The sequence below is a fragment of the Cellulomonas chengniuliangii genome (genome assembly GCF_024508335.1).
Classification (GTDB): Bacteria; Actinomycetota; Actinomycetes; order Actinomycetales; family Cellulomonadaceae; genus Cellulomonas_A; species Cellulomonas_A chengniuliangii.
The window spans coordinates 403,825-417,371 of record NZ_CP101988.1; the positions used below are offsets into that span (position 1 = coordinate 403,825).

General features: G+C 72.7%; 12 protein-coding genes. 5 read left to right on the top strand and 7 right to left on the bottom strand.

The genetic code is table 11. The annotated features are described in order from the left end of the window. Positions 1–3 precede the first annotated feature (3 nt). Positions 4–687 carry a LiaF transmembrane domain-containing protein gene (locus NP064_RS01955; RefSeq protein ID WP_227568198.1) on the bottom strand — a complete coding sequence of 228 codons (684 nt, stop codon included), beginning with the start codon at positions 685–687 and terminating at the stop codon, positions 4–6. A gap of 58 nt (positions 688–745) precedes the next feature. Next, entirely contained in the window at positions 746–1,345 is a 600-nt protein-coding gene (locus NP064_RS01960; protein ID WP_227568197.1) for a YdeI/OmpD-associated family protein, read from the bottom strand. Between the two features lie 178 nt (positions 1,346–1,523). Here NP064_RS01960 and NP064_RS01965 point away from each other — a divergent pair, with 178 nt between their 5' ends. The 4 genes from NP064_RS01965 (at position 1,524) to NP064_RS01980 (ending at position 8,553) form a co-directional block, all read left to right on the top strand. Next, entirely contained in the window at positions 1,524–3,449 is a 1,926-nt protein-coding gene (locus NP064_RS01965; protein WP_227568196.1) for an ABC transporter ATP-binding protein, read from the top strand. Continuing rightward, complete coding sequence (locus tag NP064_RS01970) at positions 3,446–5,239, top strand: ABC transporter ATP-binding protein (protein WP_227568195.1); 1,794 nt, start codon at positions 3,446–3,448, stop codon at positions 5,237–5,239. Before NP064_RS01965 ends, NP064_RS01970 begins: the two co-directional genes overlap by 4 nt. Before the next feature lie 286 nt (positions 5,240–5,525). Then, the gene (locus tag NP064_RS01975) at positions 5,526–7,424 is read left to right on the top strand and encodes a DUF4914 family protein (protein ID WP_227568194.1); all 1,899 of its coding nucleotides are present in this window, start codon (positions 5,526–5,528) and stop codon (positions 7,422–7,424) included. A gap of 232 nt (positions 7,425–7,656) precedes the next feature. Beyond that, complete coding sequence (locus NP064_RS01980; protein ID WP_227568193.1) at positions 7,657–8,553, top strand: class II glutamine amidotransferase; 897 nt, start codon at positions 7,657–7,659, stop codon at positions 8,551–8,553. A gap of 11 nt (positions 8,554–8,564) precedes the next feature. Here the strand turns inward: NP064_RS01980 and NP064_RS01985 are convergent, their stop codons facing one another. Then, entirely contained in the window at positions 8,565–8,948 is a 384-nt protein-coding gene (locus tag NP064_RS01985; RefSeq protein WP_227568192.1) for a hypothetical protein, read from the bottom strand. A 248-nt stretch (positions 8,949–9,196) separates the two neighbouring features. Here NP064_RS01985 and NP064_RS01990 point away from each other — a divergent pair, with 248 nt between their 5' ends. After that, positions 9,197–9,589 carry a hypothetical protein gene (locus tag NP064_RS01990; RefSeq protein ID WP_227568191.1) on the top strand — a complete coding sequence of 131 codons (393 nt, stop codon included), beginning with the start codon at positions 9,197–9,199 and terminating at the stop codon, positions 9,587–9,589. A 34-nt stretch (positions 9,590–9,623) separates the two neighbouring features. On the opposite strand, the gene NP064_RS01995 is transcribed toward NP064_RS01990, so the two are convergent. The 4 genes from NP064_RS01995 to NP064_RS02010 are packed head-to-tail and all read right to left on the bottom strand — an operon-like array spanning position 9,624 to position 13,514. Beyond that, positions 9,624–9,971: a hypothetical protein gene (locus NP064_RS01995; protein WP_227568190.1), complete on the bottom strand. Its 348-nt coding sequence runs from the start codon at positions 9,969–9,971 to the stop codon at positions 9,624–9,626. Further along, positions 9,952–10,833 carry a S24/S26 family peptidase gene (locus NP064_RS02000; protein WP_227568189.1) on the bottom strand — a complete coding sequence of 294 codons (882 nt, stop codon included), beginning with the start codon at positions 10,831–10,833 and terminating at the stop codon, positions 9,952–9,954. The genes NP064_RS01995 and NP064_RS02000 overlap by 20 nt, the downstream gene beginning before the upstream one ends. Before the next feature lie 16 nt (positions 10,834–10,849). Next, positions 10,850–11,530 (bottom strand): CalY family protein, encoded by a 681-nt coding sequence (locus tag NP064_RS02005; protein ID WP_227568188.1) that lies wholly within the window; start codon positions 11,528–11,530, stop codon positions 10,850–10,852. Positions 11,531–11,582: 52 nt separating this feature from the next. After that, positions 11,583–13,514: a putative bifunctional diguanylate cyclase/phosphodiesterase gene (locus tag NP064_RS02010; protein ID WP_227568187.1), complete on the bottom strand. Its 1,932-nt coding sequence runs from the start codon at positions 13,512–13,514 to the stop codon at positions 11,583–11,585. Positions 13,515–13,547 lie beyond the last annotated feature (33 nt).

Below are 13,547 nucleotides of genomic sequence, written 5' to 3' on the forward strand. Positions count from 1 at the left end.
CGACTAGGCGCTCGCGGGCGCCTTGCTCTTGACGTCCACGCCGCCCATGAGCGCGATCACCCGCACCCGCAGCACCGGGGCCAGAGGGTCCGTGGGCGTCTTCGTGCGGTTGTCCCACCCGCCGAGCAGCGGGAGCCCGGTGATCTCGACCCGCCACGACGGCGGCACCTTCACGTCCACGCCGCCCCACATGACGAAGGCGCGGATGTCCGCGCTCCCGACGATCTGCGCCTGGCGCAGGTCGAGGTCGACGCCGCCCATGAGGGCGCTGAGCTGCGCGCCGCGGAAGTCCTGCGTCAGGGGCCGGCGCTGGGCGCCCCACCAGATCGCGGACGCAGTCACGGTCCGCTCGTCGTCCCCGGCGGACGCGGCCCGGGCCAGGAAGGACAGCCCGACCACGATGACCACCGTCGGCCAGATCAACGGCCACACCCCGCCGTCGACGACCCCGAGGCGCCCGGCGAGCAGCACGCAGCCCGCCCCGGCCACCGCGAGCGGGGCGGGCCAGGCGCGTGGGGTGGTCACGAGACCCGCGGCGCCGATGGCGATGACCACCACAGGCCACCAGGTGGCGATCAGCTCGCCCAGCGCCACGTCGATGACGTCCAGCTGGTTGAGGAGCGCGATCACCCCGACCGCGACGATGAGGATCCCGATCAACGCCTGTGCGGCGGGGCGACGTTCCATGCGGCCAACCTAGAGGGCGCCGCGGCTGCCCGGGAGTGTGTCCGTCTCGTGCGTCGACTCAGTGTTCTGGCGGGTGCCGCTGCTGCGGGTGCGGGGTCTCGCCCCGGGCGAGCCGGGCGACCGTCTCGGCGATCTTCCGGGTGCGGGTCTCGGGGCGCTTCACGGCGTCGATCCGGTAGAGCACCGCGAACCGGTTGGCCGCGGTCAAGGCGTCGAACCAGGCCTGCGCCTCCGGTTCGGCGGCCAGCGCGGCCAACAGGTCCTCGGGTGGCTGGATCGTCGCGCTCGACTCGTAGGCGGCCTCCCACCGGCCGTCGGCCTGAGCGGCCCGCACCTGGGCGCGCCCCGCCTCGTGCATGCGGCCCTCCTGCTCGAGCCGCGCGACGATCCCGACGTTGCGCGCCGACCAGCGGCTGCGCGGGCGCCGGGGCGTCATCCGCTGCAGCGAGCTCTCGGCGTCACGCGAGAGCCCTTGGCCGTCGATCCAGCCGAAGCACAGCGCCTCGTCAAGGGCGGTGGCGTGCGTGAGGGTGGTGAGCGTTCCGCCCTTCTTGTGCAGCACCAGCCACACGCCCGGGGACTCGTCGTGGTGCTCCTGGAGCCAGGCGCGCCACGCGGCGGCGTCCGGGAGGAGCAGCTCGGGCAGGTCGTCGGCCATGGGGCCATCGTGGCCCGAGCACGCGACTCGCGCCTCGTGGCCCATTGCCTCTGAGCCGTCCGGCTCCTCTGCGCTGCTCTCGGGCGATCGCGATGGGGCCAGCGTCTGCTGCGGCGCCCAGCCTGGCCCATGAGAGAAATTCCATCCCGTATGTCCAGGTTGTCGCTACGCTCCGCGGGTGATCCGCACCTGGTACACCGCTGCCGTCGCGCCTCGCCTGGCCACCGCGCGCCTCCTGCCGACCGCCGGAGCGGGCCTCGTGGCAGGGCTCAGCGTCCTCAACCTCGCGCTGGGCCTGCTGCCGGTCGCCTTCGTCATCGCGACGAGCCTTGTGGTCGGGCAGGTCCCGGCGGCCGTCGAGGGCGGCATCGGCTCGCCCGCGTGGGACGGCCTCGTGCGGGACTTCGTGCTCGCGGCCGCGGCCTTCTGCGCGCAGCAGGTCCTCGCGCCCGTCCAGACCGCGCTGGGCGTGCGCGTCAAGCGCCGGGTCGACGGGGCGGTGCGCGACCGCATGCTCGCGAGCAGCCTGCGCTCGACGGGCATCGGGCCCATGGAGGACCAGGCCACCCTCGACGCGCTCAGCGAGGCCACGCGGCAGGTGGACTCGGACTTCCACACGCCGGGCGACGCCTGCGCCGGGCTGCTCGCGCTCCTCGCGCGCTATGTGCGGCTCGCGGGCTTCGCCGTGCTGCTCGGCCTCGTCTCGTCCTGGTGGTCTGCGGCGGCGCTGGTCGTGGCGACCATGGTGTTCCGGTACGGGCAGCGTGGCGGGCTGCGCAAGTACTCGACGGCCTGGCGCGGGGTGGTCGGTGTGCGGCGACGGGCCGAGTACCTGCGCGACGTGGCCATGGGCCCGGCAGCAGCCAAGGAGATGCGCGTCTTCGGCCTCAGCGGTTGGTTCGGCGACCGCTACGAGGAGGCGACGGCGCAGATGCTGGCGCCCGTGAGCGCTCGGCGGCGCGCCATCTACCTGCGGCCCTACCTCCTCTACACGGCTATCGGGCTGCTGATCGGCGCAGGCGTGCTGATCGCGCTCGCCCAGGGCGCAGCCTCCGGCGACGTGACCCTCACCGGGCTCACTTTGGGGCTGCAGGCCGTGGTGGCGGCGCTGCTGCTGGGCGAGTACTACCCGGAGTCCGACGTCGCCACGCAGTACGGCATGCAGTCGGTGGCCGCGCTCGAGGAGTTCGAGGCCAGGATCGACGCGGCACAAGACCTGGTGCGCACCGAGGGGGCCGGCGAGGTGGCGCCCGACAGCCCGCGCGCCGCGTTGCGGTTCGAGGGGGTCGGCTTCAACTACCCGGGCAGCGCCCGGGCGGTGCTCGACGGGCTGGACCTCGAGCTGCCCGCGGGCCGCAGCACCGCGATCGTGGGTGTCAACGGGGCCGGCAAGACGACCCTCGTCAAACTCCTCACCCGCCTGCACGAGCCCACGGCCGGCGTCATCACCTGCGACGGCGCCGACATCGCGAGCCTCGACGTGTCGGCATGGCGACGCCAGGTCAGCGTGGTCTTCCAGGACTTCGTCCGGTACGAGCTGACCGCCGCGGAGAACATCGCCGTCGGCGCGGCGCATGTGCCGCGCACGGAGGACGCCGTGCGCCAGGCTGCCCGGGAGGCGGCGATCCTGGACGCCCTCGAGGCGCTGCCGCGCGGGCTCGACTCGCCGCTGTCCCGGGCTTACGAGGGCGGCGCGGACCTGTCGGGCGGCCAGTGGCAGCGCATCGCGATCGCCCGATCCCTCTACGCGCTGCAGGCCGGGGCGCGGGTCCTCGTGCTCGATGAGCCCACATCAGCCCTCGACGTCCGTGCCGAGGCGGCGTTCTTCGACCGCTTCGTCGAGCTCACCCGTGGGGTCACCTCCGTGCTGATCTCCCACCGCTTCTCGAGCGTGCGCCGCGCCGATCACATCGTCGTCGTCGACCAGGGCCGGGTCGCGGAGCAGGGCTCGCACGAGGAGCTGCTCGCGGCGGACGGGCACTACGCCCGGCTGTTCCGGCTCCAGGCCGAGCGGTTCGACGACGAGCCCGACGCCGCGGAGGACCCCGACGGCGACCGCGCGCCGGGTACGGCAGCCGACCGCAACTCAGGGGGACGATCATGAGGCAGACCGTGCGCGGGGCCTACCAGCTCCTGGTGCTCACGTACCGCATCGACCCCGGCAAGCTCATCCTCTCGCTCGCGCTCATGCTGCTGCAGTCGTCGGCGCTGCCGCTCGCCGCCCCGGCGCTCGCCGCGCTGACCGACGCCGCGGTCGAGGGCGACGCCCGGAGGGCCGTCATCGCCGCGGTCGTCGTCGCCGTGCTCGTGATCGCCTCGCTCACCGCCGGGCACTTCGCCCACATCTTCTACTTCGAGCTCGGCGACCTCGCCCTGATGCGCCTCGAGCGGGAGCTCGTCGAGCTCTCGAACGACTCCCCGGGCCTCGAGCACCACGAGCGGGCCGACTACGCGGACAAGATCCAGGTGCTGCGCACGGAGCTGCAGCGCTCGGGCTGGGGCTCGATGCAGGCGCTGCTGTCGAGCCTCGGCCTGGGGGTCGCGGTGGCCATCACGGCGGTGCTGCTCGCCGGGCTCAACCCGTGGCTGCTGGCGCTGCCGGTCGCGGCGCTGCCCCCGCTGCTGCTCGGCCGCCGCGCGGAGTCCACGGCCGCCCAGGCCCGGGACCAGGCGGCGCTGGACAACCGTCGGGCGCGGCACCTGTTCGTGATCGCGACGGACGCGGGGCCCGCCAAGGAGCTGCGCGTCTGCGGCCTCGAGGGCGACCTGCGCGCCCGGCACGCGGCAGCCTGGTCGCGGGCCACCGCGACCCTCTGGCGAGGCGAGGTCCGGGCCAGCGTGCTCCGCGTCGCGGGGCAGCTCGTGTTCGCGGCGGCCTACGTCGCGGCCACGCTGCTCGTGGTGCGGGATGCTGTCGAGGGGCACCGGACCGTGGGCGATGTGATCCTGGTCATCACGCTCGCCGCGCAGGTGAACGCGCAGGTCACCTCGACCGTGACCATCCTGCAGCAGCTGCAGCGCACCGCCCGGACCATGGCCGACCTCGAGTGGATGCGCGAGGTCGTGCGCCCCCGCCCCGTGGCCGGCCTCGCAGCGCCGTTGCCCGCCCCCGACGCGATCCGCTCCGGGATCACGTTCGAGGGGGTTGCGTTCACCTACCCAGGCACCGACCGGCCTGTGCTCGCCGACGTCGACCTCAGCCTGCCGCCGGGGACGACGGTGGCGATCGTGGGGGAGAACGGCGCCGGCAAGACGACGTTGGTGAAGCTGCTCTGCCGGTTCTACGACGCCACGGCGGGGACGGTGGCGATCGACGGGGTGGACCTGCGCCACCTCGACGCGGACGACTGGCGGGCACGCGTCGCCGCGGGGTTCCAAGACTTCTCCCGCTTCGAGCTGCTGGCGCGCGAGAACGTGGGAGTCGGCCACCTGCCCGACATCGGCTCGGACGAGGCGGTCCTGGCGGCGCTGGGACGGGCGCACGCCGAGGGGGTGCTCGAGCGGCTGGACCACGGGCTCGACTCGCAGCTGGGCACGACGCACAGCGACGGGGCGCAGCTCTCGGGCGGGCAGTGGCAGAAGCTGGCGTTGGGCCGCGCGATGATGCGCGAGGCGCCGTTGCTGCTCGTGCTCGACGAGCCCACCTCGGCGCTCGACGCCCAGGCCGAGCACGAGCTGTTCGAGCGGTACGCCGAGAACGCCCGCCGAGTGGGCGAGCTGACGGGGGCCATCACCCTGCTGGTCTCGCACCGGTTCTCGACGGTGCGGATGGCCGACCTCATCCTCGTGGTGGCCGACGGGCGGATCGCCGAGCAGGGCTCCCACGCCGAGCTGGTCTCCCAGGGCGGCCTGTACGCAGAGCTCTTCAACCTGCAGGCCGCGGCGTACCGCTAGGCCGGGGCGCCGTCGGACGGCTGCGCCGCAGGGGGGCGCGGCCACCGGTGGGCGCCCGCTCAGAGTGCTCTCAGGCGCGTGGAGTTCACTGTGGTACAGGTGCGGGCGCGCTGGTGTCGTGCTGCCCGCCGACCTCCGCCCAGCGGGCTGCGAAACCCAAAGGTCCCAGGTTTCGGGCCCCATGGAGTCGTAAATTGCGAGTAAAGAGTGCAGAAGGCTTGATCCATGCCGCCATGGCACCGACTGGCATCTGCCACCGCTCAGCGTGCCCGTCAAAGGAGTGTCTGTGAGCCGAACCCTGGACAGCGTGACCCTGCCCGCCGCTGTGCGGGCCAGCCTCGACGCCTGCGCGAACGTCATCGTCCCGAGCACGCGTGACGAGCTGTACCGGTTGGCCCTGGGCCCTGAGGGCGGCCCCCGGTTCTCCGTCGACTACGACGTGAACGGGACGCCCGTCACCGAGGCCACCGTGGTGCGGGGCAAGAACGGCATCGCCGTGAACTACCCCGAGGACTACATGCGCCGGCGCGACCCGGACTGCATGCGCGTCGCCGACGACCTGCCCACCGACAAGCCGCGCTACCGCGACGTCTTCGGCGCGGAGTTCGCCCCCGTCAAGGCGGAGACGCTCGACTGGCTCTCCCGCCAAGACCTCGTGGTGGTGCCCTTCAAGGCCGGTGGGCTCACCCACGGCTACCCGTCGCTGGCCATCTGCCCCGTGAACTCCGCGTTCTTCGCGCTGACCCTCGTCGACCTGCAGGGCTGGGTGACGCTCGACGAGATCGGGCCCTTCACGCCGCGCAGCATCCTGTACGTCGCGCCCCCGTTCCGGCACACGCACTTCGACGGCCGACAGGTCGTGGTGCACGACCGCACCGACACCCTGCACGAGGTGTTCGCGTACAACCTCTACCCGGGGCCGAGCGCCAAGAAGGGCGTGTTCTCGGTGCTGCTCGACATCGGCGAGCACGAGGGATGGGTCACCGCGCACGCGTCCTCGGTGCGCGTCACCACCCCGTACGAGAACGAGACCGTCGTGATGCACGAGGGCGCCTCGGGCGGCGGCAAGTCGGAGATGTACCAGGAGATCCGCCGCCAGGAGGACGGCCGCATCCTGCTCGGCACGAACGTGGTGAGCAACGAGCCCTACGTCATCACGCTCGGCGAGACGAGCGCCCTGGCGCCCGTCACCGACGACATGACGTTGTGCCACAAGGACCTGCAGCGCGGTGACGGCAAGCTCGTGGTCGCCGACGCGGAGGACGGCTGGTTTGTGCGCGTCGACAACCTCACCGAGTACGGCCAGGACATCGCGTTCGAGCGCGCCTGCATCCACCCCGAGCAGCCGCTGGTGTTCTTCAACATCGACGGCACGCCCGACTCGACCGTGCTGCCGTGGGAGCACACGCTGGACTCCAACGGCAAGCGGTGCCCCAACCCGCGCGTGGTGATCCCGCGCAGCCAGATCCGGCACGTCGTCAGCGAGCCCGCCGACGTGGACGTGCGGACCTTCGGGGTGCGCATGCCAGCCTGCACCCGGGCCAACCCCTCCTACGGGATCATGGGCATGACCCACGTCGTCCCCGCCTCGCTGGCGTGGTTGTGGCGGCTCATCGCGCCACGCGGCGACAAGAACCCGTCGATCGGTGAGAGCAAGGCCGCGACGGACAAGCTCGCCCACGGCGGGATGGTGGCCGAGGGCGTCGGCTCGTACTGGCCGTTCTCCACGGGCACCAAGGTCGCGGCCGCGAACCTGCTGCTCCAGCAGCTCGTCGAGGCGAACCGCACGCGCTACGTGCTGACCCCCAACCAGCACATCGGCGCCTACAAGGTGGGCTTCTCCGCCGAGTGGCTCACCCGTGAGTACCTGGCCCGCCGCGGTGGCGGACGGCTGCGCCAGAGCGAGCTCGTCGAGGCGCGCTGCCCGCTGTTCGGCTACACGCTCAAGGAGATGAAGATCGACGGGCAGCTCGTGCGGCCCACGTTCCTGCGCCCTGAGCAGCAGTCCCAGGTGGGCGAGGAGGCGTACGACGCGGGAGCGAAGATCCTCACGGACTTCTTCAAGAGCGAGCTCGCGCAGTTCCTCACCGACGACCTGGACCCGCTGGGCCGCAAGATCATCGAGGTGTGCATGCGCGACGGGTCGATCGACGAGTACGTCGACCTGACGCCGCTCTACCTGTAGGGCGCGACCTCAAGACGCGGCAGCGCCGCTCAGCGCGCACGCGCACGACGGGCCGGGGACCTCACGGTTCCCGGCCCGTCGTGCTGCCTGGCCCCCAGTGCACGGTCCCCCGAGTCGCGCCCGGGCGCGCGGGTTGCTGCACTGGAGGAGGGCAGGGACGTCGCGGCGCGTCGAGGCGCCGGACCCGCCCGTAGCGGAGGGCGTCGAGCCCTCGGCGGAGCAGGGGGCTCTGATGTGTCGACTGTTCGGCATGCACGCGGGGCGCACCCCCGCGCGCGCGACGATGTGGCTGCTGACCGACCCCGACAGCCTGGCCCAGCAGTCCCGTCGGGAGGCGGACGGCACGGGCATCGGCGTCTTCGGGCCGGGCGGCGCCCCGATCGTCGACAAGCAGCCGATCGCCGCGTACGAGGACAAGGCCTTCGCCACCGAGGCGCGCGAGCTCGAGAGCCGCACGTTCGTGGCGCACGTCCGGTACGCGAGCACGGGCGCCAACACCCTGGTGAACACCCACCCCTTCGAGCAGGACGGCCGCCTGCTGGCGCACAACGGCGTGCTCCAGGGCCTGGACGTGCTGGAAGCGCGGCTTCGCGAGCTGGGCGTCATGGGCCTGGTGCGCGGCCAGACAGACAGTGAGCGCATGTTCGCCCTGATCACCGCCGAGGCGCGGCGCAACGGCGGCGACGTGGGCGCCGCCATCGTCACGGCGTTGACCTGGATCATCGAGAACATCCCGCTCTACGCGGCGAACATCGTGCTCACCACCCCGTCCGAGCTGTGGGCCGTGCGCTACCCGGACACCCACCCGCTGTACGTGCTCGAGCGACCGTCGCGGGAGGGTGGCGACCAGAACGCGCCGCATCCCGCGCGGCTCGAGGCGCGGACGCGGCGGATCAGCGTCCGCAGCGACACCCTCGCCGAGCGCGGCTCGGTGATCGTCGCCACCGAGCCGATGGACTCCGATCCGGGGTGGCGCCAGATGGGGGCGGGAGAGGTGGCCCACGTCGGCGAGGACCTGCACGTGCACAGCAGCGCGCCGCTGCCGCCACGACCGGCGCACCCGCTCAGCCTCAAGGACCTGGAGCCTCGGGCCGCGTCGTCCCAGCAGTCGAGCGCCGCGCGCGGATGACCGGCGCCGGGTCAGTCGACGGCGGACGCGGCGGCGCGCAGCGTCTGCGGAGAGGTGCCGGGCGCGAGCGGGTACAGATCCTCCGACCAGTCGGTGAGGACCACCGACTCGTCGGCGGGGAAGCCTGGCATGCGGGTCAGCCGGGCGACGAGCTCGGCGATCCGCTCCGCGCCGCCGTCCATGCCGATGGCCTCACCGCCAGCGAGCAGGTCCACCACCAGGGGCGGGTCCCCGTCCTCGCCCCCGATCTCCACCTGGCCCAGCGACGGGTCCACGGCTCCCGGCCTTGTCGGGTTCCAGATCGCCTCGGGCCACGCGCCGTGGATCACGGCGAGGACCGTGTCGGTGTCGAACGTGTACGGGCCGTCGACGACAGCCACCATCACCTCTGCCATGAGCACCGTCCGTTGACAAGAGCCCTGTCCCGGCGCTCCGCCCGCCGTGCGCGGCAGGCCGAGCGGGACCTCGTCTCCTCAGTGTCCGCCCGTCTGTGGCAAGTGGCGCGCGCGACTGGTCATCCTCCCAGCGGGACGGGGGTGGGGTCTTCCACCCACACGGGTGAATGTGACGATTCGAGGACTTCGCACGAGCCTCGGAGACTGCCACACTGCTGGGACGAGTCAGGGGGCAAAGGGGGCCTAACGTGACAGATCATGCAGGCAGGTATCGGCCATCGTTGCGCTGGGACGTCCCCGCGCCGCTGAGCCTTGGCACCCGCGAGATGCTCGCCGAGAGCCTCGACGCGCTCTTCAGCGACGAGGACACGCCGCGGGCCCGCCCGACCATCCGCACGGACGTGCAGCTGGTCGTCGTCGACCTGGCGACGTCCTTCGCGATGATCGCCCACTTCAGCTCCGCGCCCGCCGCTGAGCGGACGCGGGTGGCTGACGTGATCTTCGACGTCAACGACGCCCTCGCGTTCGCGGGGCTACCGGCTGCGACTGGTCCGTGGGAGATCGTCGTCGGCTCCGCGGAGGTGCGGCAGGGCTACAAGACGCTCGACCTCGACGACCCGTGCTGGTCCGCCGCCGATTGAGCGGCGCGCTCGCGGGCCCCGCCCTCGGCGGCCTCTAGCGCCGGGGGCGGTTCTCCTCTGCCCCCGGCGCTGCCGGCGTCGGGGTGGGCGAGGATGCCGGCTCGCCGCCGGGCCGGGCGCCCGGCCCGGCTGGCGGCTTGGCCGTCGCCGTCGCGGTCGCCGTGGCGGGGCTCGCCGGTGCGGTGGACCGGTTCGCGGCGGGGGCGGAGAAGTCGGGGACCGTGGAGAACGTCGCGGACACTGCCTCGTCGTCGATGAAGACGGCGGAGGTCGACCCGGCGACCACCGGCCCAGCGAGGGCCGCGACCCCGAGGAGGAGCACCGCGACGAGCCGCAGCGACCGGTTGCGCCCCTCGGGTCGCTCAGTCGAGGAGGAGGTCATGCTCACCTCCGTCAACGTGCTGGCGTCGGGGGGCGTGCGGATCGTGGGGGGCCGCGCCGAGCTCGCGCTTGAGCGCCCGCTCGCGAGTCACCGCCATGAGCTCCATGGCGGCCAGGGCGAGCAGCGGGGGCGCCAGCATCGTCAGCCGGCCGACGGGGGAGCGGGCCCACTGCAGCGCCCAGCCCCAGTGCGGGTAGACGTCCAGCACCACCCCGCGCACCCGGGAGAACGGCGTGGCGTCCGGGTCCGGCTCGTCGTTCGCGTCGCCCTTGGTCATGACGTAGGGGCGGAGCACCGGCTCGCCGGTGCTCTGGTCGATCGTGGTGAGCATCTTTCCCGTCTCGGGGTCCTGGCGCATCACGGGCAGATAGTGCAGGGACACGATGCGGTGCGTCACGAGGTGGTCCGAGCCCTGGGGCCAGAACGACACCACCTGGCCGACCTCGAGCTGTGACGGGTCGGTGAGCCGTCGCATCACCACCGCGTCACCGGCGTCGAACCCCCCGGAGCGGACTCCGGACATCGACCCGGAGGTGACCACGAGGACCTGCTGGTGGTGGAGCTGGAACCACAGCGGCACCGCCAGGGAGGCGGCGTACGCCGTCGAGAACAGCGCGACCACGACCCACAGCACCACCGTGACGGCCCGCTGCCAGCGTGGCGCCGGCACGCTGGCAGCGGTCGGGGCGGCGGCACGCGCGACCGGGCCGCGCTCGTCGGCCGAGCCCCCGGACCACCGGGTGGACTGGCCACCCGGTGGTCCGGTGCGCGCGGCGAGCGCCAGGTACTCGGGCAGGTCCGTGGGCTCGGGCTCCACGTGCCTGCGCCGAGCGGCCCGCCGGGCGTGCTCGATCTCGATCATGCGTGCGGCTGCCTCGTCACGGGTTGTTCGTGGTCTGCTCCGCGTCGAGACGCAGCGTGAGGTCGGCCGAGGTGTCCTGGGCCTCGTTCGGCGTGTCGATCGGCAGGTCCACGCGCACGCACAGGACCTCCGACGCGTCCGCGGCGATCAGCACACGGTCGCCCGGCTGCTGGCCGGTCGCCACGTCGCCCACCAGGGCCGCCGGCTCGTCGGCGGTGCTCAGCGCCCCGCTGCCCACCTGCGAGCCTGCGGCGCCGATGAGCTCGGCCCCCACGGCGTCGGTGGCCGCCTTGGTGCAGGAGTCCACGGCGTAGACGCGCAGCTGCAGCCAGTCCGTCAGCGCCGCCGTGCCGCCATCCGCGTCGGTGGTGTCGTTGGCGCTGTACCGCACGGAGTACCGGTAGGCGAGCGTCCCCGTGTTCGAGACCGTCAGCGGCGCCACGAGGGTGTCACCGGGCGCCATGCCGGCGCTCGGCACGGTGAACGTGAGCTCGTCCGTGGTCAGGTCCACGGTGCCGGTGGTGATCTCACCCCCGTTCACCGTGCTGTTGTCGGTGAACACCGCGGCAGTGGCCATCGCCGCGATCCCGGTGCCGGCCAGGGTCAGGATCGTCACCGTCGTCACCAGGCGGCGGCGTCGCGCGACGTCGTGCCGTGGCGGGATCGGGTCGATCATCTCCTGGAGGAGCTCGTCCATCTGGGGACCCTTCGTTCGAGGTGGTGTGTCGGGTTCTGTGGGGATCGGCACGTTATTGCGGTGACTTGAGGGAAGCTGTCAACTTCGTCCCGAATCGGTGCGCTGCCATGTCCGTGGCGGCCAGGGCGCTCGCGGGCACGGCCGCGGAGTACCAGAAGCCCTGGGCCTGGTCGACCTCCATGTCGTGGAGCAGCTGGGCCGTCTCCTCGTCCTCGACGCCCTCGGCCACGACTGACAACCCGAAGGAGTGCGCCAGGTCGACCATGGCCTTGACCACGAGCGCGGAGCCGCCCCCCGACGCCAGGTCCGTGACGAACAGCCGGTCGATCTTGAGGCCCGCGACGGGCAGGTCCAGCAGCTGGGAGATCGAGGTGTTGCCGATGCCGAAGTCGTCGATCGCCACCCGCACCCCCGCCGCCGCCAGCCGGCGCAGCACCGGAACGACCCGTGAGGGGTCCGCGACCAGGGCCGTCTCGGTGATCTCGATCTCCAGCAGCGCTGCCGGGATGGAGTGCTCCGCCAGCAGCTCCTCGATGAGCTCCACGACGGTCACCTCGGTGAGGTCGTGCGCGGACAGGTTCACCGCCACCGGCAGCGTCGCCCCCTGGTCCCGCCAGAGGGCGACCTGCCGCACGCACGAGCGCAGCGCGAACCGGGTCAGGTCGTGGATCAGGCCGGACTGCTCGGCGAGCGGGACGAACAGGTCGGGGGGCAGCAGGCCTCGCGTCGGGTGCCGCCAGCGCATGAGGGCCTCCAGGCCCACGGTGTCGCCGGTGCGCAGGTCGATCTTCGGCTGGTAGTGCATCTCCAGCTCGGCGTCAGCCGCCAGCGCCCGGTGCAGGTCCCCGAGCAGCACGAGTCGTGCCGGTGAGGAGTCGTCCTCGTCCGGCGAGTACAGCGCGACGCCGAGCCGGTGCGTCTTCGCGGTGTACATCGCGACGTCGGCCATCCGCATCAGGGTGGTGCCGTCCCGCGCGTGGTCGGGGAGCACTGCGACGCCGATCGAGGTGTCCACGTGCAGGGGCAGGTCGCCGAGCGGGAACGGCGTCGCGAACACGCCGCGGACGCGGTGGGCGAGCTGCTCGGCGTCGGCGGGGGACCGCACCCCCGGCAGCAGCACAGCGAACTCGTCGCCACCGAGCCGGGCCACGAGGTCCCCGTCCCGCAGGCAGTCGCGGAGCCGGGCCGCGACCTGCTCGAGCAGCTCGTCCCCGCGGTCATGGCCCAGGGAGTCGTTGATGTCCTTGAACCGGTCGACGTCGAGCAGCACGAGCCCCACCCGGGTGCCGTCGGCCTCCGCCCGCTCGATCGCGCGGCGCAGCCGGTCGGCGAGCATCCGCCGGTTGGGCAGCCCGGTCAGCGAGTCGAGCAGCGCGAGCCGGGCGTTGTCGAGCGCGGAGGACTGCAGTCGACGGGAGGCTGTGCGCACCGTGCGGAACAGCAGGATCCACAGCAGCCCCAGACCGCCCACGACCACGCAGGCGACGACCCTGCTCGCGGACTGCAGGGCCTGGGTGGTGGCGGTGTAGTCGAGACGGACCTCCGAGGCGCCCATGACGACGCCGTCCACCTCGGTGGGGACGTAGACGTTGAGGACCTCGCGCTCGGTGCCGCCGAGCGCGTCGCCGCGCACCTCGGTGATGGCGCGCGCGTCCGACTGCCCGCGGAGCGCCGCGTCCAGCCGCTGCCAGTCGGGGAACCCGGTGGACGCCGCGCCGGAGTCGTAGAGCACCCCGCCGTCGCGCGTCCACATCCGCAGGCCCACCAGGCGGTCGGAGAAGCCCTCGACGGACTCTGTCACCAGGTCGCGCTGACCGGGCGCCAGGAGGCCCAGGGTGTAGACCTCCTGGCTGACCGTGGCGCCCGCGTACTGGGCCACCGACTGTGCGGCCGCGGTGCCCTCCCGCAGGGCCTGCTGCCGCAGCACGGTGGCCGTCGTGACGATGAGGGCGCACCCGAGGATGAGCATGCCGATGACACTCACCACGGCGAAGTAGCGAGTCAGTGGCCACCGACG

Bases quoted from the DNA above. Each gene is read 5' to 3' on its own strand.
- NP064_RS01955 (WP_227568198.1), bottom strand. From the start codon at position 687: ATGGAACGTCGCCCCGCCGCACAGGCGTTGATCGGGATCCTCATCGTC.
- NP064_RS01960 (WP_227568197.1), bottom strand. From the start codon at position 1,345: ATGGCCGACGACCTGCCCGAGCTGCTCCTCCCGGACGCCGCCGCGTGG.
- NP064_RS01970 (WP_227568195.1), top strand. From the start codon at position 3,446: ATGAGGCAGACCGTGCGCGGGGCCTACCAGCTCCTGGTGCTCACGTAC.
- NP064_RS01980 (WP_227568193.1), top strand. From the start codon at position 7,657: ATGTGTCGACTGTTCGGCATGCACGCGGGGCGCACCCCCGCGCGCGCG.
- NP064_RS01985 (WP_227568192.1), bottom strand. From the start codon at position 8,948: ATGGCAGAGGTGATGGTGGCTGTCGTCGACGGCCCGTACACGTTCGAC.
- NP064_RS01995 (WP_227568190.1), bottom strand. From the start codon at position 9,971: ATGACCTCCTCCTCGACTGAGCGACCCGAGGGGCGCAACCGGTCGCTG.
- NP064_RS02000 (WP_227568189.1), bottom strand. From the start codon at position 10,833: ATGATCGAGATCGAGCACGCCCGGCGGGCCGCTCGGCGCAGGCACGTG.
- NP064_RS02005 (WP_227568188.1), bottom strand. From the start codon at position 11,530: ATGGACGAGCTCCTCCAGGAGATGATCGACCCGATCCCGCCACGGCAC.